Here is a 24,309-nt window from a genome sequence, read left to right as displayed (position 1 = left end):
GCCCGATAAGGCCGGCCACCGGATCCAGGAGAATGACGCAAGCCGGGAATCTGGGCGACAATTGTCCGCAATGTCTTGGTTAGGAGGCTGCTGATGGTTCGTCGACGCTACTCGTTGGTCGGGTTGGGAAGTACCCTCGCGCTCGGCTCTATCCTTGCGGGCTGCACTGGAAGCACCCCTTCAAAGGCGACCCCCGCCCCCACTCCCGCCCCCACCGCGACCCCCGCTCCCGCAGCCACGCCGTCCGCCTTCGTCTGCCCCCTGGGCCCCAGCAGCAATCCGGACGCGCTCGTCAACCCGTGCCCCGTACTGAATCCGCGGCTTGCCGACCTCGTGGGCGGGGCGATCGACCTTACCATCGCGAAGCATCCGGAGCTCTTCAACCTGCATGATCTCGCCGGCGGTAATCCCCGCGTGCTAGACCGTCAGAAGTACCACGAGGCGGTCGCGGCCGCCATCGATGCCGCTGGCGGGTGTGTCCTCATCGAAAAGGAAGAGCTCGCGGTCAAGAACACCAACGACTTCAGCGAGCAGTGGAACATCTACACGTCCGTGGGCTTCGTCCGCCGGAAGTACGTGACCACCTGCAGCCCGGCTTGGTTCTGATTCCCCGCCGGCCAAGACCGCGGCCGGGGCGGGACTCAGGGACCGACGGCCTTGCCGCGACCGCGCCTCCCCGGGAGACGAGCGATTTCCTCGCGGGCCCAGGCGAACGTCGGCACTCCTCCTGCTGCCATGGCGGTGGTCACGAGGAGGCCTGCTGGCGTCCCAAGCGCTATGAGAGCACCAAGGGCAGGGTAGGAACGGGACCTCGGTGTCGATTGCAGCAGGCCCGATGGCCGACCGAGGTTCTCTTGAGCCTGCCGACCGGCACGGCCTCCCTTAGCAGCGGTGGTCGTTAGCATCTAGGCTTCCCGAACGCCATAGGTGGAGCGCATGCCCCCGCCGAAGGAGGTCGCCTTCTTCAGCGACCTCCTTGCCATCAGCGGCGAGCTCTTTCCACCGGCCGGCCAGTCGCTGGCACCGGCTCCGCTTCGATGTCATCGATTACATTCGCGATCGAAGGAGTGGAATTCGTGGCCGCCCAGAAAGCAGCGCAGAAGGCCAAGCTCACCAACAGGAGACCGGTCCAGGGGAAGCCATTGAGGATGAAGAGGACCCAAACGACCGACATCGACAATGCCAGTGTGACCACGCGGCCCCGTCGGTTCAACACCGAGTTTTTCACGAACGCTCCCTCCGCCACGAAAGAGTGGCTCTGGCTGAGAAGAAACCGTGATGAAATTGCGTCCCCAAGCTTCCTACTGTGCAATCGGTCGCGGTGGCGGCAGGATCGCGGCCGCTTCGGACGGCGTCAGCCGGGAGCGATCGCAATAGCCGTGCCCGCTCAGACACGCCGTGTGGTTCCGGGTACGCTCGGCGGCAGCCAGTGTGTAGGCCTCGGATCGACTCAGGAGCGAGTAGTCACAGGCGTCCCGGCCGTCCGTGCAATCCGACATATTGCGGCGGTGAATCGCAATCTCCACTGCCGCCACTTCCCCCTCCGTCAGCTTGGACCGCTCGCAACCATCCCAGCCGTAGCTGCATTGCGAGACGTTCCGTTGGTGCTCTTCGCGCGTTAAGTCTGCCGCCTCCAGCGGAGTCAGGCTCGAGTGGTCGCAGCTCGCAAGGCCGGCTTTGCAATCGGAGACCATGCGCTGCCGTTGCGCACGGGCTATTTCCGCGACTTGCGCGCCAGTGAGGGTGGAATCGTCGCAGGTTCCGATGCCATCCTTGCAATTGGAGATCTGTCGCTGACGCTCGGCCAACGCTACTTGACGGGCATCCGATCCCGTGAGCCGTGAACGATCGCAGGCGGCGATGCCGTCCCTGCAGTTCGAGACATTGCGATCGTACTGGGCAACGGCCACGGAGATCGCCTCGGCCTCGGTCAGCTTTGAAGGCTCGCAGGAATGCGCGCCGTTCCGGCAATTCCTAACATTACGGGCGTGCTCGGCTGTAGCCACTTCCGTCACTCCCGCCAGTGTCAACTGAGAGCGGTCGCAGGATGGCCAGGCGTTCTTGCACGCCGACAGGTTTGCCGCCGAATCGAATGTCCCTGCTAGCAGGAGACCGGGCCACAAGCTCAGGCAGACTAGTTGTGCCCATACACTTCGCGAAAGATTGCGGTTCATACTTGATCGCCTTTCATGTAGCCATCGTCCACCCTTTTCGGTGGACGATGGCTGTCCGAATTGCTCGACCGCCCTCGCGGGATGAAGTCCTCAGTACATGTCGCCGCCGCCGCCTGGCATCCCGGCCGAGCCTTTCTCACCCTTGGCTTCCGGGATCTCGCAGATGATGGCCTCAGTGGTGAGCAGCAGCGATGCGATAGACGCCGCGTTCTGCAGGGCGGAGCGGACGACTTTGGTCGGGTCGATCACGCCCGCATCGACCAGATCCTCGTACTTCTCCGTTAGGGCGTTGAAGCCCTCGTCCGCCTTCATCCCCCGGACCTTGCCCAGGACGACCGCCCCTTCGTGACCGGCGTTGCCGGCTATGAGGCGGAGTGGCTCCTCCAGCGCACGCTTGATGATGTTCACCCCGACGGCCTCGTCGCCCTCGGCCTTCAGGCCCTCGACCGCCTTGACGCAGCGCAGGAGAGCCACGCCTCCGCCGGCGACGATCCCCTCCTCGACGGCTGCCTTGGTGGCGTGCATGGCGTCCTCGACGCGGGCCTTTTTCTCCTTCATCTCCGTCTCGGTGGCCGCTCCTACCTTGATCAGGGCGACGCCGCCCACCAGCTTCGCGAGCCGCTCCTGGAGCTTCTCGCGGTCATAGTCGGATGTCGTCTCCTCGACCTGGGTGCGGAGCTGCTTGACCCGACCCTCGACGTCCTTGGTCTTGCCAGCGCCTTCGATCAGGGTGGTGTTGTCCTTGTCGATGGTGATCTTCTTGACCTTGCCCAGGTCGTCGATCTTGAGGTTCTCGAGCTTGATGCCAAGGTCCTCGGTGATGGCCTTGCCCCCGGTGAGAATCGCGATGTCCTCGAGCATGGCCTTCCTGCGGTCACCGTAGCCCGGCGCCTTCACGGCGGCCACGTGCAGCGTACCGCGCAGCTTGTTCACGACCAGGGTGGCCAGGGCCTCGCCTTCCACATCCTCAGCGACGATGAGAAGGGGCTGGCCCAGCTTCGCAACTTGCTCCAGAACGGGGAGGAGGTCCTTCATATTGGAGATCTTCTTCTCGTGGATCAGAACCAGGGCATTCTCGAGCACGCATTCCATGCGCTCAGGATCGGTCACGAAATACGGGGACAGGTAGCCGCGGTCGAACTGCATCCCCTCCACGACCTCGAGCGAGGTCTCCATGGACTTCGCTTCCTCGACCGTGATGACGCCGTCCTTCCCGACCTTCTCCATGGCCTCGGCAATGATGTTCCCGATCGTCTCGTCGTTGTTGGCGGAGATGGTGCCCACCTGGGCGATCATCTTTCCCTTTACGGGCTTACTGAGCTTCTTCAGTTCCTCGGTGACGGCCGCCACCGCCCTCTCGATGCCACGCTTCACCTCCATAGGGTTGGCGCCGGCGGTCACGTTCTTGCTGCCCTCGCGGTAGATCGCCTGGGCGAGCACCGTCGCGGTGGTCGTGCCGTCGCCGGCGACGTCGGAGGTCTTGCTCGCGACCTCCTTCACCATCTGGGCACCCATATTCTCGAGTGGCTCCTTGAGCTCGATCTCCTTGGCCACCGTGACACCGTCCTTGGTGATCAAGGGGGAGCCGAACTTCTTGTCGAGGACGACGTTCCGGCCCTTGGGGCCGAGGGTCACCCTGACCGCGTCCGCCAGGCGGTTGACCCCACGCAGGATCGACTGCCGAGACTCGTCTCCGTACGTGATCTGCTTCGCCATGTGCGGATCTCCTATGTCTTTTAAAGATGATTACGCCAACACCGCCAAGACTTCGTCCTCGCGGAGGATCAGGACCTCTTCGCCGTCGATCTTGATCTCTGTTCCGGTGTACTTCCCGAAAAGGATCTTGTCGCCTACCTTGACGTCCAGGGCGATCTTGGTGCCATTTTCGAGGATCTTGCCATTTCCGACGGCCAGGACTTCGCCTTCCTGGGGCTTCTCCTTGGCCGTGTCAGGGATGATGATGCCTCCCTTGGCCGTCTCTTTTTCCTCGATGCGGCGAACCAGCAGGCGATCGTGAAGCGGACTTACTTTCATGGTCTGTCTCCTTTCGATCAGAGAAACCCCGCCCGGGAACCTGAAAGGGGCGGATCGTTCCGCCCCTCAGAAGGACAGGACTTTACTGGGTCGTTGGTGTCGGGAACCTCGAAGGTGTCACGGCAGCGGGAATCTTGTGGAATGTCGAGTTGGAGACCTCATACGTTTCGATCTCAGGGGTTCCCTCGACGACCGTCGCCAGGAGTTTCGCGACTTCTGGATAGGCTCCCCGACCGTAGGCGGCCGCATCCTCGGTCCGATCCCACAAACTGATACCGAAGGCATCCTTGCCTCCGGCAGTGATGAAGGTGATCTCGTCCTGAAACCCCTTCTGTTTCCGAAGCAGCGGAATGATCTCCTTGTCGAGCCGCCGCGTGAGTTCAGCAACGCTATTGGGCTTCAGGTGCATGGAGACTTTACGTGCGAACATTTGAACCTCCTTGGTCGTGGCCAAGGGGGCATTCCAGATAACCAGCTTCACTTGAATGATCTGAAAGACGCCCTCAGGTAATTAACCACTTTAGTGAACTTTACTTGCTATGTCAAGTCAATTCTGAGATCATGCTCTTTAGTTAATTAGATATGGTTAACCGAGCATCAGGGCCCATTTACGAGCGCGTTCAACCTCTGGGGTGCTCCCCCAGCTCCCCGCACCTGAGCCGAGTCCTTCCGTGGACACACAGATTTCGCGAGGGGGAGTCCGGACCCGAGTACCTAGACGGTCAGCTCAGTCGAGGACTATGGCCAACTCAACGCGCCAATCCGTCCTCGTGTTACCAACACCCAGAGCTCGCCCCTGGAGGTATCCCGTGGACGTTTGTTTACTGATTCGACAGAGGCTTCTGGAATTGGGCCTCGAGCAGAAAGACCTGGCCACCGCCGCCGAGGTTACAGAGTCCTACATCTCTCAGCTCCTGGCGCGCAAGAAAATGCCCCCCGCGCCTGACCGAACGGATATCTACGAAAAGATGGCCCGATTATTGAAGCTCCCCCCGGACAAGCTGTCGAAGCTGGCTGATCTCCAGCGCAAGGGCGAGCTCAAGAGAAGTTTGGGTGACCCACCTGCGCCCTTGTTCAAAGAGGTTCGTGAATTGATTCTCCGCAAATGCGCGCCCGCAAAGGAGGGAGAGATCCGCGGGATTTTCGAGAAGCAGCCCTTCGGCGAGCTCGAACGTCTGGTCACGCAAAAGCTGTTGGACGTAGCCAAGAGAGTCGCTAAGGAAGAACTAGATAGCGAGAACTGGCTCCACCTGGTGGCCCGGCTCAGCCACCGCAGCTACGAAGACATGCGCGTCAGCGTCCTCGAGTTCCTCGACACCGACATCTTCAACGTGTCGGTCGAAAACTGCGTTTCTTTCCTGGATCCGCTGATCGAATCCTGGGATGTCGACCTTGCGAGCTTCAGTGTGGAGATCGTGCTAAACCGGCGGCTGGCTCCCGGCTCATCCAAGAGGTTCGAGTTCGTGGAAAGGGAGCTCGACCAGCCCTCCGCGGAGGAGCCAGGATTCAAGGAGTTCCTTCGCGATCCTCACATGAGTGGCGATGCTGCCCAGCACGAAATCGAGTTCTTGCGGGGGCTGAGGTTCACGGGAAAACGGCCGACCGCGCTCTATTACTACCGGGAGCTTCAAAATCTCAGAGACCCACTTCATTTTCATGGAGCTACCGCGGGCAACGCGGCCCGCGGGGGCTGAATGGCCCCACTCCTCGCCGCGTCCGCTGGTACTGATCTCGATCTTGGCCCTTGACCCGGCCTCCAACCGCCGACTCTCGAGTGGACTGGCGTGACCGTGGTTTTCTCCTATCGCAGGAGCTCTTGGAGCGGGCAGGAGCACTCTACCCTGGGGGTGCGTTTTCGGGCTGGTTGGTGCATCCCGAGGGGTCATGGACGGGGGCTCGCGCTTGTCTTCTTGCCGTGAAGTCCGGCGCGGTCGTCTCGAGCGGTGCTACGTGACCGCTTTGGGCTTCCAATAGTAGATGGCAAGCGCTACGGCCGTGATTTCAGATCCTCCCGAAAGAGCCCTTCGAGCTCGCCGAAAGGAACCGCACCCTCGAAGCCTGCGAAGCTGCCTTTCTCGGCCAGCGCCCGCGCCGCGCGGATGAAGCCGGTCCAGGCGGTGCGCGCGAGCGCGGAGCCTACGCTGATGCGTCGCACACCGAGCTCCGCGAGCTGCGACACTGCAATACCAGTGTTAGAGCTGATCAGGACGTTGACGGGCTTCGGCGACACGGCCAGGACGACAGCCCTGATCGCGTCCGGCTCGCCCAGGCCTGGCGCGAAGAGCACGTCGGCGCCGGCTTCCGCGTAGGCCTGCAGGCGCCGGATCGACTCTCTCAGGGGCTCCCGCTGGCCTACGAGGTGGCACTCGGCGCGACCGGTCAGGAGGACGCCCGAGCCCGAAGTGTCGATGGCCTCGCGCGCCGCCTGTATGCGCTCGACGCCGAGCGACAGCTCGTAGAGCGGTCTACTCTCGTCGCCGGTCGAGTCCTCGATGGACAGCCCCGCGACGCCCGTTTGGACGCAGAGTCGAACGCTCTCTGCGACACCCTCCGGGGAGTGGGAGTAGCCCGCCTGGAAGTCGGCACTGACCGGAAGGTCGGCGCCGGCCACGATCTCAGCGATGTGGGCCAGCATCATGTCCCGGGTCACGGCGCCGGTATCCGGCAGACCGCGCGAGAAAGCGAACCCGGAGCTGGTCGTGGCCAACGCTTTGAATCCTAGATGGCGCAGGTAACGGGCGCTGCCGATGTCCCACGGATTCGGTATAAGGAAGCAGCCGCTTTCATGGAGCTTGCGGAAAGCGGCGCGGTGCGCCATCAGGTTTGGCACGGTCAGGCTCCCTTCCTGTGGCCCTGCAGCGCGGTCACGGACGGGCCACGGCCCCCGGACCCCCCGACTCTAAGCGTGGAACAAACCCCGAAGGGAAGGGGGTGTCGCATCATCGATATACTATTACGCAGCAACGCATTGGCGACTGCCGTCTTGGCCGGATACTGGGGGATGGTCATGCCTTCATCGCGCGCCGCTCTCCGCAAGCGTCCGAGGCTGCCCGTAGAGCGGCTTCTCGGGACCCGCAAGATCATCGCGTTCGTCGCTACGACCGATCCCCGCCGCGCCAAGGTTTTCTATCGTGACACGCTTGGTCTCCACCTCGTGAGCGAGGACTCGTTCGCGCTCGTGTTCGACGCCCACGGAACCATGCTACGTATCACGACAGTTCAAGAGGTTGCCAAAGCGCAGTATACGGTCCTTGGCTGGCAAGTCCGGAATATCATGGCCATGGTGAAGAGCCTCCAGTCCGCAGGGTTGGTATTCGAGCGATATCCGAGAATCCCCCAGGACGATCTGGGCATTTGGACCTCGCCGACAGGTGCGAAGGTGGCGTGGTTCAAGGACCCCGACGGCAACACGTTGAGCCTCACGCAATTCTGAGATTGACTGGCTGAAGCCCCGTCCTCTCGAGGCTCGGCGATCGCGGTGGCCACGAACCAAATTGAAACAGCGGGACTGGGAACCGTGCATCTGCCCCGTCGCATGATTCTGGTCTTGATCGCGCGTGCCTGAATCCCCGATACTTTGGGGAGCGGGTTTCCGCGGCCTTAGCGCCCCGACCAGGCGGGGAAGCGGAGGTACCGAGGGTAGACCACGGATCGTGACGCGCCGCGTCGCGGAAGACCGGCCGTCCGCCTAAGACGTGCGGGGGAAGGTGACATGCAAAGGGTGAGAAGACCATTGGGCTTACTTCTCTTTCTCATCGCCCAGCTTCCTGGCTGCGGTGCGGGGGTGCTCGGGTCGTCGTGGGTACAAGTCCGGGAACAAACGGCCTGTGAGGCGATGGACCCACGCTACTGTGTTGGCCACTACGGCTTCACGGTTCACAATGACGGCACCTTTCTCGTGGGGCCTGCCGACAACGGTGTAACCATGGGCGGTGGGCTTTCGGCGACTGAGCTTGCTCAGCTCTCTTCAGATGCGGGTGCCCTTTCCAGCTCCAATCTCCGCGGCGCTCAGGAGTGCGATTCCGGCCGAATCATCCCGGGAACGGGTCTCAGCGTCGATATGACTCTCAACGACCAGACCACAGTGACCGTGGTCGACAACCTCTGCTATCGTGGTGGTCGAGACCGCGCGGTCAGACTCCGTGATGATGTCAACGCGTTGACGCAAAAGTACCACCCTCGGCCGTTCCCCCCCTGAACCGTGGCAGAGAGCCAGTCGCGCCCGCCGGTTTGAGCACCGTGCCCGGCACCGCCTGTCGATGACCAGCCCTTGACTGCCTCGCGTCTGCCTCGGATACTCCCGGCGTACGACACGGTCCGGCTGGCGATTGCCTCGCTGTGGGAATCGCCCCGTTTCATCTCCCGCTGCGACTATGAGAGGTGTCTGCAATGAGAGTTGTCTTTGCCGTCTTAGTCGCTCAGCTCGCATCCATGGCCGCTTTTGCCCAAACGCCCACGATCGACAGCCTGATCGACCAACGACTCCCCGCGCTTGTGTCAACCTACAAGATGCTCCATGCCTCCCCCGAGCTGTCCCACCACGAGGAGAAGACCTCCGCTCTCCTCGCCCAGCAGTTGCGCGGGCTGGGTTACGAGGTGACGGAACACGTGGGCAAGTATGAAAAGCCCGAATGGCAAGGATTCGGCGTCGTTGCCGTCATGCGAAATGGAAACGGCCCCACCGTGCTGCTTCGGTCGGACATGGACGCGCTCCCCGTGGAGGAGCAGACCGGGCTTCCCTACGCGAGTCACGCCCGGACCAAGAACGAGGCCGGCCAGGAAGTCGCGGTGATGCATGCCTGTGGCCATGACATCCATATGAGCTCGCTCCTCGGCACCGCGATGGTGTTGGCGGGGCTCAAGGACCGCTGGCACGGGACTGTGGTTCTCGTCGGTCAGCCCGCCGAGGAGATGATCGACGGCGCAAGAGCCATGCTTGCCGACGGTCTGTACTCGCGCTTTCCCAAGCCCAACTACTGTCTGGCCCTTCATGACTCGGGAGACCTCGAGGCGGGAAAGGTCCGTTACACCCCTGGCTATGCCCTCGCCGCGAGCACCTCCGTCGACGTCATCATGCGGGGGCGTGGCGGCCACGGTGCCCGGCCGGAAGCAACCAAGGATCCCGTCGTTGCCGCGGCGGAATTCATCATGGCCATCCAGACCATTGTCAGCCGAGAGACTTCGCCCCTGGACCCGGCGGTGGTGACGGTGGGTTCAATCCACGGCGGCACCAAGAACAACATCATCCCGGACGAGGTTCGCCTGCAACTCTCCGTTCGCACCTACAAGGAAGAGGTGCGGCAGCGCATCCTGGCGTCCCTGGAGCGTATCGCGCGGGGGATTGCTCTCGCGCGCGGCATCCCGGAGGACCGCGCGCCGATCGTGCGGCCGAGCGACACCGAGGTGACGCCGGCCCTCTACAACGATCCCGCCTTGACAGAGCGCGTGGTGGGCGCATTGCAGAAATCCATGGGCTCCGAGAACGTCCTCGAGGGCCCTCGCGAAATGGTCAGTGAGGACTTCGGACGTTTTGGCCTTGAGGACCACCAGATACCCGTCTGCATGCTTCGTATCGGAGCCATCGACGCCGCCCGAATCGCGAAGAGCAAAGAGAGCGGAACGCCCCTCCCGTCGCTCCATTCGAGCCTCTTCTGGCCCGCTCCGGAGGCAACGATCCGGACCGGAGTGAAGACTCTCACGGTGGCCGTACTGGATCTCATGAAGTGATGCCGGAGTCTTGCCTTGAGTCTCTGATCGGGTTTTGTGGTGCCGATGCGGAGGGATCGATCCGCGTGTCATCCGGGCCTGTCGCTTGCGAGGGGGGATTTCGGCCTGCCTGGCGTACGCCGACGCCTTAGCGGCCTCTCCTGCCGGACTAGGGCGTGCCACGCTGCGCCAGCAGCCACCGAGGAAGCCTCGGGTCGCCGTAGGCGGTCGCACACTCGTGCTGCCCGTCGGGGACCTCGGTAAACCGCACCGGCGCCTGAAGAGCCCGGAGCGCTTGGACGATCTGCCGGGAGTCTTCGACCGGGACTACGGGATCGCTGGCCCCGTGAAAAACCCAGACCGGCGTGCGCCGAAGCAGCTCGGCGAGGAGCGAGCTGGGATTCTCGGCAAAGATCAGGGTCGACGTCTGGGGGGGGACGTCCACCGGGAGGGACACGCGGCCTGCTAGGACCACGCGGCCATCGACGGGCACCACGGCCGCAAAACGCTGCGGCGTCTCAGCGGCCATGTACCAAGCCCCCGAGCCACCCAGGGAAAAGCCCGTCAGGAACACGCGAGACGAGTCACCGTCAAACTCGGCCAGGGTGTTAGCGAGTGCGCCCAGGGCCACAGCCGTGTTCCGTCCCATCCAGCGTTGATTGAAGGGAATCTGCGGAAACACAATGAGGAAGGGCCACCGCATCGGATCAGCTCGCACTGCCGATCCGATGCAGCCCTTGGTCGGCAAGAGCCCGTCACTGCCCCCCGCGTCCGCACCATGCAGGTACAGAATGACGGGCAGGCCCCGCGAGAGAGGGTACGGCCGGGGCACATACACCTGGTAGCGGTAGAAGGATGAATCAACGACCACGGAGCGACCGAGAAAACCCGTCTCTCGAGCGGGCGGGCGGCTGGCGCCAAGGAAGACGCCGCACAAGCCCAGTCGAAGGAAAGAAAGCCACACTCGCCTACGGAGGTTACGCCTGGAGACAAGCACCCTTGGCCCTTTAGGTCTTAAGGCGGGTGCGGCTCCTGAGGCTTTCCGCAGAGCGGTACGGTGCAGCCTCGGAGTGCGCCGCCGGACCAGGGGTGGTTGAGGAGAAACGGCGGAATCCGTGGCCGGCAAATTGGGCGGTAGGCACGCTAGCCTAGCTTACTCGGGAGGTGGCGAGGGCGGTCCTTTCGCGAGATGTACCCCCTGGGCCTTCAGGTAAACGACGCCATCGATCGTCTCCGGTTTCCCGGTGACTTCTAGCCAGCGGATGGTGTCGCTCTTCAGCGTCACGTCCAGGCTCCAACCGGACCCCTTGGGCTCTTTGCCGACGACCCAGACCGCGTATCGGCCATCTTTGATGACCCAGTCTAACGGGCTGCGCTCGCTTCTTGCGGGCAGGTCGCCGTACAGATTCCGGCCCCTAAACTGCCCGAGGACCCGGACCTTCCGGTTGACAAACTGACCGGGGCTGAAGACGAGGGACTCCAGCGTCAAGTAGTCCTGGCTCCCGGGCAGGACTCCCCGAAAATCGGTGAGGTCGACGATCTTCCAGAACGTGATCGACTGGGCGGGCATGCTGCCCTGATGGTCGGGGAGGGCGGTCAGGAGCGGGTCCTCACACTTGCTCTCGGGCACGCAGTGGGTGCCTTCACATGGCAGACACGCCTGCTTGTCCGGGAGGGGGCGGACCAAGCCAACGATTTCCACCTCGCGGCCGAGGAAGTTGTTGACCTCGCTCGCCATCTCGGGGACCGGGATCCCAAGCACACTCACGGCTCCTGGCCCCTTGAGGAGGTAGTACCCGCCCCCGAACCCATCCACGACCGCCTTGGTGCGGACCGCTCTCTTCCGGTAGTTGCCTACGCCGCGCGCGATTTCCTCCAGCCCCATCGCCTCGGGCATGCCGTAGGTCGAGTCGTAGCTCCCAACCGCGCCTGGCGCCTTTGGTTGGGCCTTGCCCGGAAGGGGGTTGGCAATCGTGAGAGCCAGGAGCACAGCCGCGAAAAAGGCGGGCCGCGCGGTGAGCGTGGCGGCTTCCTTGGGGGCCTGGGTACCGAGCTCCTGAGCGAACTCTTGCGGGTTCTTAGTGGTCTGGGTTGGGACCCTGCGGGGTGTCGTCGGCGTCCCGTCCTGCACTCGGATTCCCTTCAGGGTCCTTGGCTCTCTCGACTCGCTGTCGGCACACCTGCTCACCGACTCTTGCATTTCTGCTTCGCAATGTCGAGCGCTGGCCCAGATCGGCTGCCGCAGTTCAGCAATGCGCTCTCTTGAGACCCGCGGAAGGTCTATTTGCGCGGGCGGGCGGGGGCGCTTGGCCGAGGGGCGATCCGCGGAAGGCGCGTGAGGCCCAGAAGCGGCGCGATCGCCTTGCCTTCCGTCACGATCTCGAGATGACCGTACTGGGAGCGGAGATAGTCGACCCGGGCCAGCCGTTCACGAGCGGTGAACGCCGAGGCGCTCTCCGGAATCGCACCGCGGCGGACGGCAGAAGGAAGCCCCTGGATCAGCCGCTCGGATTCCTCGGCGGTGTCGGCGGCGACCACGATCAACCGCCCCCGGCTGGTCCGGAGCCAATCCCTCACCGCGGTCACCGTCTCGCTGCCGTAGACAGCGTCCAGGAGGATCACGTGACTCACCCGCGGGTTCTTGAGCCAGGGGACGAGGGTCCGGTGGGCGCCGCTGTGCCCCACGACCACCACCGGTCCTTGCGGCAAGGTCCGGTGGATGCCCGCACCCGCGGCGCTCAATAGCTCGTTCAGGCTCGGGAAACGGACGGTGTCCTCAGAAGAGGCCGGGGCCTCGGGGACGAGGAAGACGGCGTTGCGCCGGCTCGCCTGAAACTGCCGCGCGAGCTCGTGCCGCTCCCAGGCCTCGTCAGCATCGACGGCGTAGCCGTGAACATAAACGACGGTCCCCGCCGTGCCGCGATCGTAGAACGCGGGGCACCAGACATGGACCGGCCCGCGTGATGTCCGAACGCGCCAGTGTTCGCCGCCGGCGATCTTGTCCTTGGCGATCCCGCTGCTCGCGGTCCTTCCTGAAGCAGCGGGAACTAGGACCATCACCAAGGCAACGACCGGCCCCCGCGTCAGCCGCCAGATCGATCCCCCCGCGTTCGGAGTCAGCACGGTGGGCCGACATATGAAGAGCCGTGGGAGTGCGGTCCTGGTTCAGGAGTCAGGAGGGGGGAACTCCTTGGAGTAGGGCGTCTCCGGTCTCGAGTCGCTCAATATGCGAGGCCAGACCACTTCCCTATTGTAAGGGAGCTCGGGAAGGCGTCCGGGTCGGGTTTGGACTCGCCAGGGTAGTTCAGGATCGCATCCAACCTGTCTCGTGAAGATCGCGAACACTGAGGCGTTCCTAGAAAGAGGCGCTGGCTCAATGACTTCCCGCCTCATTGGAGCGCTCGGCCGAACGCGACCTCCGGCAGCCGGTTGCGACCAGCAGAGGCTGCCCAAGGCTATCGGACCTGCTTCGGCGTCGGTTCGTGGTACCGTGGCATCCCGACTCGCCCACATGACGGGCGCTACGGCCAGGAGGGCCGGAAGTAAGGTACGTGGAGCGTCGAGACCCCCGCCGACGTTTGGCGGATGCCGCGGGAAGCGTGAACGGCACATTCAGGGCGCCGACTCCGAGTAATGACTCACGGACATCAGGGGGGGCGTTGCGGCCAGGAATGCCGGACTTACCGGCTTACCTGGAGCGGTGCTGGACTTCTACGAGCCGAGAAAAAGGGCGAGGGCGGGAAGCGAATATCCAATAAATGACGGCAACGCACGGGGTCAGTCCTCTTATAACGAAAACCAGGAACGACGACCTGTGAGGCCGCGCACAGTTCGCTGACCGCGCAGGCCGGATCCTATACAGGATGAGTGTGTCATGACCCACCAGCCCTACTCGGCGATGTGGCGTGTGCCCCTGCAGGCGGGTTGTCGCCTCGAGGGGGGAGGCTCAGCTGCCGCGGGTGCGCTCTGCAATCTCAGCCTGGGAGGCGCTTACGTTGCCGTCAACCCAGTGCCAAGAGTGGGTGAGAACGTGCTGCTCTCCTTTGCGCTCCCGGGCAAGGCGGGGCCGATAGCGGTAGAGGCGGTGGTCTGCTGGGACAATTCGGGACGCCAGGCCCCAGGGCTGCCGTCCGGGTGTGGCCTCGAGTTCCTCGCTCCGGCGTGGGCGGACCGCTCGCGCATCGAGGCCGCTGTGAGAGCCTCGACGGGCTCGGATTGGCAGATTGCCGAGGCTGGGTCGACGCTCCAGGACTAAGAGTTCGGGCGCTCCCGAGCGCGGCCCAGGGACAGCATCCCGGGCGTAGTGGTCAGGACCCACTACCAAATTGGATCACCGCTTGCCCCGGTTCCCGCAACTCGGTTAGGCTGGCGCTGAATGCACGTTGTCCGCCAGAGCGTGCTCGCCGTCCTTGTTTTATCGGCTACGACCGCCTGCGGCTCGTCCGACATGGCAGCGTCGCCGCCGGCGACACCTCCCTCCTCCACTCCTACTCCGGCGGCCTGGACCTTGGTCTGGAGCGATGAGTTCGAGGGGCCGGCCGGCGCCACGGTCGACCTGACGAAATGGAACTTCGATATCGGAGGAGGCGGCTGGGGGAATCAGGAGCTCGAATCGTACACGGACCGGAGCCGGAACGCGTTTCTCGACGGCAACGGGGCGCTCGTCATCGAGGCATTGAGCGAGCCCTACAAAGGGCCGGACGGGATCGCGCGGGACTATACTTCGGCCCGCCTGAAGACCAAGGGGCTGTTCGCACAGGCCTACGGGCGGTTCGAGGCGCGCATCAAGATCCCGTACGGCCAGGGCCTCTGGCCCGCCTTCTGGATGCTAGGCGCCAATATCGATAGCGTGGGTTGGCCCGCCTGCGGCGAGATCGATATCATGGAGAACATTGGCCGCGAGCCGTCTACCGTACATGGGACGTTCCACGGGCCTGGCTACTCCGGTGCCGGCGGCCTAGGCGCACCGGACTCTCTCGCCGGGGGGCAGCGCTTCGCCGACGATTTCCATGTCTTCGCCGTGGAATGGGAGCCGGCGGCGATTCGGTGGTACGTCGACGGCACCCTCTACGAGACGAGAACGCCGGCGGACCTCCCGGCCGGGACACACTGGGTCTTTGACCACCCCTTCTTCATTATCCTGAACGTAGCCGTGGGGGGCGGTTGGCCAGGCCCCCCGGACGCCACCACTGTGTTCCCCCAGCAGATGCTCGTCGACTACGTACGGGTCTACCGTCACTGAGACATCCCGCGCGCCGCACAGTCTGGGGGCCAGGCTCCGGCTTCACCACGCTTCCGTGAGCCGGTGACTCTCAGAGCTTGAAGCGGACTCCTCCGTAAACCTTGAGTTGGCTGAGGTCACTCACGATGTCGTACCGGGCGTTGGCGAAGTAGTGGAGGCTCGGTGAGCGTCCGAAGGTCGCGCCCGCCAGGAGGTGGACTCCGAGCTTGGTCGCGCTGTCGGACGCAGTGAACCCGAGCACTCCTGCCTTGCCGGACAGGAAATGGAGGCCGAGACCCGCACCAACGGAGAACCGGACGGAGGCATTGTGCGAGGGCGGGCGGTAGAGCACGTTGGCCCCCAGGTTAAAGTCCGAGATGGAGACGTCCAGGATCGGGGGGAAGGCCATCGTTTTCGTCCAGTAACCCAGCTCGGGCTCGAGGACAACCCTCTCTGCTAGCTTGAAGTGAGCGTTGGCGGTGAACCAGATCGTGCCGTCCACATTGGAGGGCTTCACGTACCCAACCCCTAGACCGATGCTCCGATCCTGAGCCCACGACGAGGATACGGAGCCGGCGACAATCAGGAAGACAAGCGTGGCGAGCATGCGTCTCATGGTGCAGCCTCCTTGTGTTGAGCCTCCTTCAACAGGCAGCCGACGCTTCAATGACGTGTCGTGCTCGGAGATCCTGGCGGCGGCTGTCCTGCCCGGAGGGCTTCCTCCGCAGAGCGGCGGACATGCGATGCTAGCCTATTCCTCCGGAAGCGATGTGCGCCCGGTCACGGCGGGACAAACGGTAGCCACCCCACAACCCACAGAAACAAATGCCTTTCCGGGCCTTGAGCGAGATAGCCAGTTGAGGATCGGGCCAAGGAGGGCTGCTACCCCAGGGAGGGTCTCCCGAGGGGCCCCTGAGCCTGGTTTCGGCTGCCCCCTCCTCCCGCCTTGGCAGGCCGGCGGGAAGCGTCGTTGCCCCGAGCGCAAAACCGCTGGCTCGACGTATCATGGAGCCCGGAGCCGGCTTCCACGACATGGAGGTCTCATGAACACGGCAAGGCGTGCGGTCTGCTTGCTATTGACGGGCTTGCTCACGGCCTGCGCCAGCGGACCGAGGGCGGGGCGCGATTGGGAGTTGCTGGGGCGACGCGAGGTCGACTTCCAGGTCGATCATGACGTCGTTCAGGTAGGCCGGGTCCAAGGCACGTTTCGCGAGCTGCGGTTCGTGGTCCGCGGCGGTGCCATCGAGATGTACGAGATCAAGGTGGTCCTCGGCGATGGCGACACGTACCGCCCCGGCACACGGTTCGTTTTCGACGAGGGTGAAGGACGCTCCTTCGAACTCCCGGGTGACCGACGCGTCGTGCGCCGGGTCGAGTTCGTGTACCGCTCATTGCGCGCAGGGGGCCGCCGCGCGATCGTCTCCCTTTTCGGCCGGTAGATAAAGGCCCCCGCGCTGGGGGGACGTGCCGGGCCGGTTTTTTGGACATCTGCCAGCGGGCGAGCATTCGAGTACGCTGGGCCCATGAGAGAGCTCGGCCATTGAGCGAGTTCCCTCGGGTGAGCCCCGTTATTCACGGGCGATGCGCCGCACCCTGGTCGTGGTACCATCGGTCTCCGATGCGGCGACACATCGGCGTACTCGCCCCTGGTCTTCTCCTCGCCGTCTCCTGCGGCCCCTTCTTCCCTACACCGATCCGGAGCATCCTGGACACTCCCGCGAAGTACGAAGGGACGACTGTACTCATCTCGGGTGAGGTTGAGGAGTCCGTCAACGTGCTTGTCCTAAAGTATTACCTGATCCGCGACGACAGTGGAAAGATTCCCGTGGTGACTTCCGGAGCTGTGCCCCGCCGCGGGGCCCGCGTGAGCGTCCGGGGCGTCGTTCGACAGGCGTTCGCCATCGGTGACAACAGCTTGACCGTTCTCATCGAGAAGCCATAGTCACTCCACCACGTTCTCGCGGTGTCCGGATCCTAGGAAGGGTTAGGTGGCCAGGGCTGGCGTGAGCTATTTTGCGATGGGGAGCAACTTCGTTCCCATGGGCAGGAGCGTCTCCCCCTCAATGTAGGTTATGGCTCCTGCACTGCCCTGAACGAGCGCGATCGCGTCCTTCTCCGACTTCACCGAAGGCGGCAAGCCGCGAGCGGAGAAGATCTGCTGCTGCCTATAGTTGAGCACGCTAAGGGGCAAAGCCACGAAGCTGGGTACGTTTCGCTGCTCGGATCACGCCTCTGAGTACGCTCTCTCCAGAGCCGCCACGTCCAGCTTAACCATCTTCATCATCGCGCCCATCACAGCTTGCACCTTCTTGGGGTTCTTGTCGCCCATGAGTTCCATGAACCGCTTCGGAATGATCTGCCATGAAAGGCCGAATTGGTCGGTGATCCAGCCGCACTGGTTCGGAGTGGCGCCGGCCGTGACGAGTTTCTCCCAGTAATCGTCAACCTCCCTCTGATCCTGGCAAGCGACGAAGAGCGAGATGCCTTCGGAGAAGCCGAAGTGTGGACCACCGTTGTAGCCCATGAAACGCTGTCCCCCGACTACGAATTCAGCCGAGGTCACAGGGCCGTCCTTGCCGGCCCGGGCGACGCTCTTGATCTCCGAGTCCGGGAACGTGGCGGTATAGAACTCGATGGCAGCTTCGAGTTGGTTGTTGAACATCAAAAACGGCGTCACTCTGCTCATCGCGATTTCTCCCTGTTTCGTTTGTTGTGATCGTGCCCGATCGCACTCGATGAGTGTGGCGAGCCCGTTTTCCCGACCCATCGTGGCCCGCTGCGCCTAACCTCGCCGTCTATCCCGTCGAAGGTCACGACCATCTTCACACCGGGCCTTGTCGGATGGAGTGGGCTGCCGGCGAGACGCCCCACCCTGGCGCGAAGCCGTCGAGCATTGGCCGGCCTAGATCACGCCTTCTAGCCGGACGTAGCTCGCTTCCATGCCGTGCTCCATGCCGGTTGCGAGCATGGCAGCTCGCGTTTCGCCATCGGGCAGGGTCATGCGCATTGTCATCAACGTTCCTGTGCCATCGGGATCGAACCTCGTTTCCACGCGGTTGTCCGGCGTCACGTTGGGCAAGTGCATCCGCTCCACATGAACGATCCTTTTGTAAGGCTCCAGTTCCAGATATTCGCCAGTCAGATAAAATCCGCCACCGGTGCCGTTCCTCCACTCGTAGCGGATCTTCCCGCCTGGCCGCGCCTCGTTGATGCAGACGGGCATCGTCCATCCTTCGGGGCCGAGCAACCATTTCTGGATCAGCCTCGTCTCCGTGTGCGCGCGGTAGACCGCCTCCGGAGGCGCCGCGAAGCGCCTGGTCACGACAACATGTCTATCCCCTTCGGTCTTCAGGGTCATCTTGCTCATTTCAGGTCCTTTCCGCCTTCAGACTTCATGTCCGCCAGAATCTGGTCCAGCCTGTCGTAATTTCGCGCCAATGCTTTCCGCAGCATCGCAAGCCACTGATCGATGGCTTCCATACCGGCCTTTGCCAGCCGACAAGGGCGCTTCGTGCCCTCGACTCGACGGACAATCAGGCCCGCGCCTTCGAGCACTCTCAGGTGCCGTGAGATTGCGGGCTGTGTGATCTCGAAGGGCTCCGCCAGTTTCATCACCGTTGTTTCACCCAGCGCGAGACGGGCTAGGATCGCCCTACGCGTTGGGTCAGACAGCGCGGAGAAAGCAGCGTCAAGGCTGGGCACTGTGCTTCCTTTCATAACTATAATATTATATAACTTATTAATTATGTCAAATGAAAAGAGTCTAAGGAAGCTAAGGCTTTGCCTCTTAAGTACTTGGCCACGGCAACTCATCGGGCGCCAAGGGGGTGTCGTACCCAGCTACAGGCCGACCTCTGCGGTCGGCCTGTAGTCCTTCCGCACCAGGGCCGCTCGAATGGCCAGGGAGGGATGCAGCGCCGCGTCGGCCGGCTCGGTCGCAGCCTTCTTACGAGCCGGCCTGTTCGTGCCAGCGAAGGACTCGCAGGGCGCGAAGGGTGATCCAGTGGCTCAATCGGCCCTCGCCTTCACCCGTCTCGACCGGCACCCGCCCGGGGTGCCGGGTCTCGAGCGGCCACCGGCCGTCGCCGTCACGCTTCGACGCGACTAGGTCGATCGCCTCGTTCACGCGCTCGTCGGGCGGGACGCCGGCGCGGCGCATGTACTCCAGCCCCCGCAGCACGTCGTAGTGCCACCACGTCGGGAAGGCGAATCGGGTCCAGGCGTCGTCGACGACCTCGCCGGTCGACCGCCGGCGGAAGAGGCGGCGATCGAGGAGGTATTCCTCCCCGCGGAGCCGGGCCTCGGTCACCTCCGGATTGCTCCCGACCGTCCGTTCGTGCTCGAGCAGGGCCTCGAGTACACAGATCGTGGTGTTGAACGACGACCGCGTCGAGCCGTTGGCGACCTCGCAGTTCCAGCCGCCGTCGGGCAGCTGCTCGCCGAGCAGCCGGTCGACTATGCCGTAGACGTCCTGGCCGAAGTAGGCGGCGCTCGACGCCACCTGGCCGTTGATGCACGGCTCGATCTCGCCCGTGAAGAAGGGATTGCGGTCGCATTCCCGCGGGCCGCATCCCTGCCACGTCACGCGGTCGCGGACGAGGCCCACCGCGCGCCGTGCCTCTGTGCTCGCGGGGTCGAGACCCATTTCCCGCAGCAGCGACAGGACGTGCATCGTGGAGTCCCACCCGCGGTTCCAGGCCGCGCCACCCCACCGGCCGTCGGCCGCCTGGAGGGCGAGCAGCCGCGCGCCCGCGCCCTCGGTGGCGACCCGGGCGCGCTCGGCCGCGACCTCCTCCGCGGGCGCATCGATCAGATCCCGCATCACTTGCCAGCGGACCGACGGGTCCGAGTCAAGCAGCCAGTCGACGACGGTCACGGATCTCCCTCCGACGGTGTGGCGCACCGGCCGGCTTGTATTATGGATTGGGGTTTGGGCGTTGGCGGCTAGCTAGAACGCTGTCACAGTTCGCTAATGCTTTCTCTATGCTCACCCGGTTTTCGAGCTCCGCGAATTTCAGCTTCCCTTCTGCCTCCAACCGCCGAAAAACAGGCAGAGAGTCTTGGAGCCATGGTCGGGACTCGCGACAACGCAAGGTGCGCTCCGCCGAGCCGACCGGGCTCCTGCCTGCCAGCTCTACGTATAGCTCCCCGATGTTCGATTGCGCATCTGCGACCTGAAAACGAATCTGCTCGTTGGCGGGATCCCCTAGCGCCAAAGCTTGCCGGATGCTCAGCCCTTTTTTGAAGGATTCAAGGGCACCAGCATACTCGCGTTTCTCTTGCAGAAGGCTACCGATGTACGAGTAGGAGTTGGCAAGGCCGGCACTCGCTCTGGTGTCTCGGGGATCAGCGGCAACAATGGCGCTCCGGACATCGAGGGCCTTGTGATAGTAGGAAAGGGCAGCCTCTATGTCTCCGCGTTTGCCCAAGATAAAGCCGGTGTCGCTGTAGGTGTAGGTGATGGAGTAGCGCGCCTGGAGGTTGTCGGGATGGGCGGCCAGCTGCGCTTCATCAATAGTCAGAGCCTGCCGATAGTGCTCCAGCGCTTCATCGAATTGCTTCAATACCGCCAGGAGGGCCCCAAAGTGTTTGTGCGCAGACGAACCAAGTCTCTGATACTCGTCATTGGTGGGATCAGCCTTGACGACCCGCGTGTAGATCAGTAGTCCTTTCTCATAGAGCTCCCGCGCACGCTCGTTGTCGGCCCCCGTGAGAATGTCAGCGTTCCCTACATAAGCCGTCGCCAGCGCGGATTGCACCCGCTGATCGCTCGGGCTCGAGACGCTCAGCGGATCCAGAATTAGTAGCGCCTGTCGCAGGTATTCGCCCTGACCCTTCTTATCGCCGGTCAAGCCCAAGAGTTTGGCGAGACCCATGTACCCGTCCGCCAATTCACGACGGCAGTCCACATTTTGAGGGCCGAGAGCAAGAACTGCTTGCCGCAGCTCAATGGCCTGGCGGTAGTTCTGGAGCGCTTTCGTCGTGTTGCCGAGGTTGGCCTCCCTCGGGTCTCCCTGCAGATGCGCGAGCCTTTCGTATGCCGTTGCCAGTTCCCGAAGCAGCGCGGAATCAGTCCTGGACTCGCGGGCAAGGTCATCCAGGTACTCCTGCGCGCGTTCTAGAATCAGACCTCTCGCCACCGTCGCGCCTGGCAAGTCCTTGATCGAGTCGTGGACCTCGAACAATAGCGCATTCGCGAGCTTGCGCACGTTGTTGAAGTTCCGTTCAGCACGGGCCTGCTGCGCGCGAGCGATGCGCGCGGCGCGCGTGGTGAGAACGATCCCCAGAATTAGGGTCAAGAACACGAGGAGCGCGGCCGCCACGGTCGATCGATGCCGGAGCCCAAACTTCCGGAGGCGGTAGGCCACGGTTTGTTTGCGGGCCGCGATCGGCAAGCCCGTCAGATGGCGACGAATGTCTTCCCCAAGCTGCTCCGCGGAGGTGTACCGCTGGCCGGGGTCCTTCGCGAGCGCCTTCATCACCAGGGTGTCCAAGTCGCCGGCCAGGCGGCGGCGCAGCTTCTCGGGAGAGCCGTCGCGCACCCGGCCCACGGATTCGGGCGTCACGGTAGTGAGCCCCTCCTCGTGGTCCTGGACGTCTTCGACCCGGCCAATCACGCTGCTGGGCCTCTCGGGTTCGATCTCGCAGGCGGCTTGAACGATCTCGCGAAGCGAATGCGTCCCCAGGCGATAGGGCGAGTGGCCGGTAAGCACTCGGTATAAGACAAGCCCCAGGGAGTAGACATCGCTTGCGGTAGTGATGGTCTGGCCCCGCAGCTGCTCCGGGCTCGCATACTCGGGAGTGAGCTGGCGGACGCCGGTCGCGGTCGCCTGAATGGCCCCCGCGTCGTCCGTGGTCAGGATCTTGGCGATCCCGAAATCCAGCAACTTGGGCACTCCGTCCGCCTTCACGAGGGTGTTGCCGGGCTTGATGTCGCGATGGATGATGAGCCTCTGATGGGCGTACTGCACCGCCGAACATACTTTCAAGAAGAGCTTCAAACGCTCCGCTGTCGGCAGTTTGTGGGCATCGCAGTATTCGTCGATGGGCATGCCCTCGATCAGCTCCATGACTAGGTAGGGTGTGCCCTCTTCGGTAGTGCCCCCGTCGAGCAGCCTGGCGATGTTCGGATGATCGAGGTTGGCGAGAATCTGCCGCTCGTTCTTGAAACGGCTGATCACGAGGGTCGAGTCCTGCCCTGCCCGTATGAGCTTGATCGCGACGTCCTTCCGGTACTCTTCGTCGGCACGGAAAGCACGGTACACCTCGCCCATGCCCCCAGCGCCGATCTGCTCCAGGATCTGGTAGGGGCCTAGCCGGCGGCCGAGGAGGCGATTGGGAACCGAAGGCGATTCCAACATCCCTTCCGGCGCGGCAGGCCTGCTCAAGAAGTGACCGCCCGCCTCCTCGTGAGACGCAAGGAGAGACTCGAGCTCCGCTCGCAGGTCCGGGTCTCTCGACCCGATTTCAGCAAGATAGGCCGCTCGCCGGTCTGACTCCAGCTCAAGAGCGGCCGCCAGTCTTTCCTTGACCTCGCTCCAGCGCTCGGGCGTCACGGGCGCGCCGCTCCCCCGCTCATCTCGCGGTGCAACCATGCGCGAGCGGTGGCCCACTCCCTCTTCACGGTCGCGGGCGAGATGCCCAAGATCTCGGACGTTTCCTCAATTGACAACCCGCCAAAAAAGCGCAATTCCACGATTCGGCCCTGGCGGGGGTCCAAACGGGAGAGCTCGTCAAGGGCGTCGTCCAAGGCAAGGAGGTCGACCTCGCGCTTTTGCGGGAGGGCGACCGCTCGATCCAGCGTTATCTTGCAGCGGTAGTCCCGCTTGGCTGCGCGGCGGCGGCGAGCGTGGTCGACCAGGATCTCGCGCATCAGACGCGCGGCGACCGCGAAGAAATGCGCGCGGTTCTGCAGCTGAAGCGGGCTCTCCACGAGCCGCAGATACGCCTCGTGCACCAGGGCGGTGCTCTGTAAAGTGTGGCCAGGGCGTTCGTTCCGCAAGTAGTGGTGGGCGATCCGCTTGAGCTCGTCGTAGACGAGCGGCAGGAGAGCCTGCAAGGCCTCCTGGTCGCCGCCTTTCCACCGCACCAACAGTTCGCTGATGGGCTTCGATGGAACGCTGCTCAAGGTCTCACCCTGCACGGCCGGAAGTTGCTGAAAAATAGCATAGTTCCGCGCTCCCGCCTAGCGAAGCAAGCGTCAGCCGGCAGCCCCACGACAGGATCGGTGCGCGGCCGCCGGGAACAATTCGAGCCGATTTGTCCTCCGTTTGCGCTTATGTACCTAGGGACGGGTCCGCTGTCTGAAAGGATGGGTTTGCCATGAAAGCTGTGACCAAAGCCTTCGCTTGCGCGGTCGGTTTCGTGTGTCTGGCTATGCTGCCGGCCCACGCCGATGACCTGACTATCGTCTCGACGGTCAGGGCGAAGGATCACACGGCGACCGCCACGCAGTACCTCTCGAGCGACAAAACGCGCACGTCGAATGGCGACATGGACACAATCGTGAACTACTCCACGGGGGCCATGACCATGATCGACAACCGGAAGAAGGAGTACTACGAGACGTCGGCGGCGGAAATGGCGGCAATGTTCGACCAATTCCGCCAGGCGACCGCCAACAGCCCCTTGGGAGGGCTCATGGGCGGCAAGGTCTCGGACGTGTCGGTCCAGAAAGTGGAAGGCGCCAAAAAGGTCGCCGGCTACGACTGCGACCACTACATCCTTTCCATGGGCGACGACATGAAGTTCGACATCTGGGCGGCCCCCGACCTGAAGGCACCCCAGCAGTACTACGACGCTTCCAAGGCGCCGTACGCGGCCATGGGCCCCATGGGGGCGCGGTTCGAGAAGATGTTCGAGGAGATGAAGAGGATCAAGGGCTTCCCCCTGTCCACCGGCATCAATGCCAAGGTCATGATGCTCAAGATCGATACCCTGTCGGAGGCCACCGAGGTGAAGACGGGCTCCATTCCAGCGTCCGCCTTCGACATCCCTGCCGGATACAGGAAGAAGGACTCGCCCTTCAGCAAGAAGAGGTGAGATCCGGATAGTCCCCGCGGGTAGCCCACGCCGCTCGGGAGCGGCCCCCCCAAGGGAGGCGCGACTCCAAGAGTTCTCGAGGCCGGGCGCCCGTGTGTCGGCGACCTCCACGAGACTCTCTGCGGTAGTACG

The 24,309-nt window shown here is 63.5% G+C and carries 24 protein-coding genes and 1 pseudogene; 9 read left to right on the top strand and 16 right to left on the bottom strand.

Annotated elements, in window-relative coordinates:
* Nucleotides 1-93 precede the first annotated feature (93 nt).
* Nucleotides 94-606, top strand: a complete 513-nt coding sequence (locus tag VN461_14550) for a hypothetical protein (GenBank protein HXB56002.1) — start codon at nucleotides 94-96, stop codon at nucleotides 604-606.
* A 695-nt stretch (nucleotides 607-1,301) separates the two neighbouring features.
* Here VN461_14550 and VN461_14545 read toward each other — a convergent pair.
* The 4 genes from VN461_14545 to VN461_14530 all read right to left on the bottom strand — a co-directional run bounded on the left by VN461_14545 (nucleotide 1,302) and on the right by VN461_14530 (nucleotide 4,689).
* Nucleotides 1,302-2,174 (bottom strand): hypothetical protein, encoded by an 873-nt coding sequence (locus tag VN461_14545; protein ID HXB56001.1) that lies wholly within the window; start codon nucleotides 2,172-2,174, stop codon nucleotides 1,302-1,304.
* Nucleotides 2,175-2,264: 90 nt separating this feature from the next.
* Entirely contained in the window at nucleotides 2,265-3,890 is a 1,626-nt protein-coding gene (gene groL, locus VN461_14540) for a chaperonin GroEL (GenBank protein HXB56000.1), read from the bottom strand.
* A gap of 30 nt (nucleotides 3,891-3,920) precedes the next feature.
* The gene (gene groES / locus VN461_14535) at nucleotides 3,921-4,208 is read right to left on the bottom strand and encodes a co-chaperone GroES (GenBank protein HXB55999.1); all 288 of its coding nucleotides are present in this window, start codon (nucleotides 4,206-4,208) and stop codon (nucleotides 3,921-3,923) included.
* A gap of 82 nt (nucleotides 4,209-4,290) precedes the next feature.
* On the bottom strand, nucleotides 4,291-4,689 hold the full coding sequence (locus tag VN461_14530; protein ID HXB55998.1) for a hypothetical protein: 399 nt from the start codon (nucleotides 4,687-4,689) through the stop codon (nucleotides 4,291-4,293).
* A 289-nt stretch (nucleotides 4,690-4,978) separates the two neighbouring features.
* Between VN461_14530 and VN461_14525 the strand changes: the two genes are divergently transcribed.
* Nucleotides 4,979-5,902: a helix-turn-helix transcriptional regulator gene (locus VN461_14525; protein ID HXB55997.1), complete on the top strand. Its 924-nt coding sequence runs from the start codon at nucleotides 4,979-4,981 to the stop codon at nucleotides 5,900-5,902.
* 293 nt (nucleotides 5,903-6,195) lie between these two features.
* Here VN461_14525 and VN461_14520 read toward each other — a convergent pair whose 3' ends face one another.
* Nucleotides 6,196-7,026 carry an isocitrate lyase/phosphoenolpyruvate mutase family protein gene (locus VN461_14520; protein HXB55996.1) on the bottom strand — a complete coding sequence of 277 codons (831 nt, stop codon included), beginning with the start codon at nucleotides 7,024-7,026 and terminating at the stop codon, nucleotides 6,196-6,198.
* Between the two features lie 189 nt (nucleotides 7,027-7,215).
* Here VN461_14520 and VN461_14515 point away from each other — a divergent pair, with 189 nt between their 5' ends.
* Entirely contained in the window at nucleotides 7,216-7,641 is a 426-nt protein-coding gene (locus VN461_14515; GenBank protein HXB55995.1) for a VOC family protein, read from the top strand.
* Between the two features lie 956 nt (nucleotides 7,642-8,597).
* Nucleotides 8,598-9,935: an amidohydrolase gene (locus tag VN461_14510; protein HXB55994.1), complete on the top strand. Its 1,338-nt coding sequence runs from the start codon at nucleotides 8,598-8,600 to the stop codon at nucleotides 9,933-9,935.
* A 148-nt stretch (nucleotides 9,936-10,083) separates the two neighbouring features.
* Here VN461_14510 and VN461_14505 read toward each other — a convergent pair whose 3' ends face one another.
* The 3 genes from VN461_14505 to VN461_14495 form a co-directional block, all read right to left on the bottom strand.
* A complete protein-coding gene (locus VN461_14505; protein ID HXB55993.1) occupies nucleotides 10,084-10,785 on the bottom strand; it encodes a prolyl oligopeptidase family serine peptidase in 702 nt (233 codons plus the stop codon).
* A 282-nt stretch (nucleotides 10,786-11,067) separates the two neighbouring features.
* Nucleotides 11,068-12,045 (bottom strand): hypothetical protein, encoded by a 978-nt coding sequence (locus tag VN461_14500; protein HXB55992.1) that lies wholly within the window; start codon nucleotides 12,043-12,045, stop codon nucleotides 11,068-11,070.
* 149 nt (nucleotides 12,046-12,194) lie between these two features.
* On the bottom strand, nucleotides 12,195-13,037 hold the full coding sequence (locus VN461_14495; protein HXB55991.1) for a hypothetical protein: 843 nt from the start codon (nucleotides 13,035-13,037) through the stop codon (nucleotides 12,195-12,197).
* Nucleotides 13,038-13,788: 751 nt separating this feature from the next.
* Here VN461_14495 and VN461_14490 point away from each other — a divergent pair.
* Together VN461_14490 and VN461_14485 are read left to right on the top strand one after the other, a co-directional pair.
* Nucleotides 13,789-14,169 carry a PilZ domain-containing protein gene (locus VN461_14490; protein HXB55990.1) on the top strand — a complete coding sequence of 127 codons (381 nt, stop codon included), beginning with the start codon at nucleotides 13,789-13,791 and terminating at the stop codon, nucleotides 14,167-14,169.
* A gap of 192 nt (nucleotides 14,170-14,361) precedes the next feature.
* A pseudogene (locus VN461_14485) lies at nucleotides 14,362-15,144 on the top strand (glycoside hydrolase family 16 protein).
* An 82-nt stretch (nucleotides 15,145-15,226) separates the two neighbouring features.
* Here the strand turns inward: VN461_14485 and VN461_14480 are convergent.
* Nucleotides 15,227-15,751 (bottom strand): outer membrane beta-barrel protein, encoded by a 525-nt coding sequence (locus tag VN461_14480; GenBank protein ID HXB55989.1) that lies wholly within the window; start codon nucleotides 15,749-15,751, stop codon nucleotides 15,227-15,229.
* Nucleotides 15,752-16,178: 427 nt separating this feature from the next.
* On the opposite strand from VN461_14480, the gene VN461_14475 reads away from it, so the two are divergent.
* Both VN461_14475 and VN461_14470 read left to right on the top strand, forming a co-directional pair.
* On the top strand, nucleotides 16,179-16,574 hold the full coding sequence (locus VN461_14475) for a hypothetical protein (GenBank protein ID HXB55988.1): 396 nt from the start codon (nucleotides 16,179-16,181) through the stop codon (nucleotides 16,572-16,574).
* A gap of 179 nt (nucleotides 16,575-16,753) precedes the next feature.
* Nucleotides 16,754-17,077: a hypothetical protein gene (locus tag VN461_14470; GenBank protein ID HXB55987.1), complete on the top strand. Its 324-nt coding sequence runs from the start codon at nucleotides 16,754-16,756 to the stop codon at nucleotides 17,075-17,077.
* A 66-nt stretch (nucleotides 17,078-17,143) separates the two neighbouring features.
* On the opposite strand, the gene VN461_14465 is transcribed toward VN461_14470, so the two are convergent.
* From VN461_14465 to VN461_14435, 7 genes are all read right to left on the bottom strand, one after another.
* Nucleotides 17,144-17,332, bottom strand: a complete 189-nt coding sequence (locus tag VN461_14465; protein HXB55986.1) for a hypothetical protein — start codon at nucleotides 17,330-17,332, stop codon at nucleotides 17,144-17,146.
* A 27-nt stretch (nucleotides 17,333-17,359) separates the two neighbouring features.
* Nucleotides 17,360-17,821 carry a VOC family protein gene (locus VN461_14460; GenBank protein HXB55985.1) on the bottom strand — a complete coding sequence of 154 codons (462 nt, stop codon included), beginning with the start codon at nucleotides 17,819-17,821 and terminating at the stop codon, nucleotides 17,360-17,362.
* Nucleotides 17,822-18,037: 216 nt separating this feature from the next.
* On the bottom strand, nucleotides 18,038-18,502 hold the full coding sequence (locus VN461_14455) for an SRPBCC domain-containing protein (protein ID HXB55984.1): 465 nt from the start codon (nucleotides 18,500-18,502) through the stop codon (nucleotides 18,038-18,040).
* Nucleotides 18,499-18,837, bottom strand: a complete 339-nt coding sequence (locus VN461_14450; protein ID HXB55983.1) for a metalloregulator ArsR/SmtB family transcription factor — start codon at nucleotides 18,835-18,837, stop codon at nucleotides 18,499-18,501. The genes VN461_14455 and VN461_14450 overlap by 4 nt, the downstream gene beginning before the upstream one ends.
* A gap of 244 nt (nucleotides 18,838-19,081) precedes the next feature.
* Entirely contained in the window at nucleotides 19,082-20,011 is a 930-nt protein-coding gene (locus tag VN461_14445; protein HXB55982.1) for a hypothetical protein, read from the bottom strand.
* Nucleotides 20,012-20,051: 40 nt separating this feature from the next.
* Complete coding sequence (locus VN461_14440) at nucleotides 20,052-22,523, bottom strand: serine/threonine-protein kinase (GenBank protein ID HXB55981.1); 2,472 nt, start codon at nucleotides 22,521-22,523, stop codon at nucleotides 20,052-20,054.
* A 164-nt stretch (nucleotides 22,524-22,687) separates the two neighbouring features.
* Nucleotides 22,688-23,263, bottom strand: coding sequence for an ECF-type sigma factor (locus VN461_14435; GenBank protein HXB55980.1), 576 nt, complete (start codon nucleotides 23,261-23,263; stop codon nucleotides 22,688-22,690).
* Between the two features lie 194 nt (nucleotides 23,264-23,457).
* Between VN461_14435 and VN461_14430 the strand changes: the two genes are divergently transcribed.
* Complete coding sequence (locus VN461_14430) at nucleotides 23,458-24,177, top strand: DUF4412 domain-containing protein (protein HXB55979.1); 720 nt, start codon at nucleotides 23,458-23,460, stop codon at nucleotides 24,175-24,177.
* The last annotated feature ends 132 nt before the right edge of the window (nucleotides 24,178-24,309 follow it).

This window comes from Vicinamibacteria bacterium (assembly GCA_035570235.1).
Lineage (GTDB): Bacteria > Acidobacteriota > Vicinamibacteria > Fen-336 > Fen-336 > DATMML01.
The sequence above is the reverse complement of the archived record's forward strand: the minus strand, read 5'-3'. Positions and strand labels throughout refer to the sequence as shown.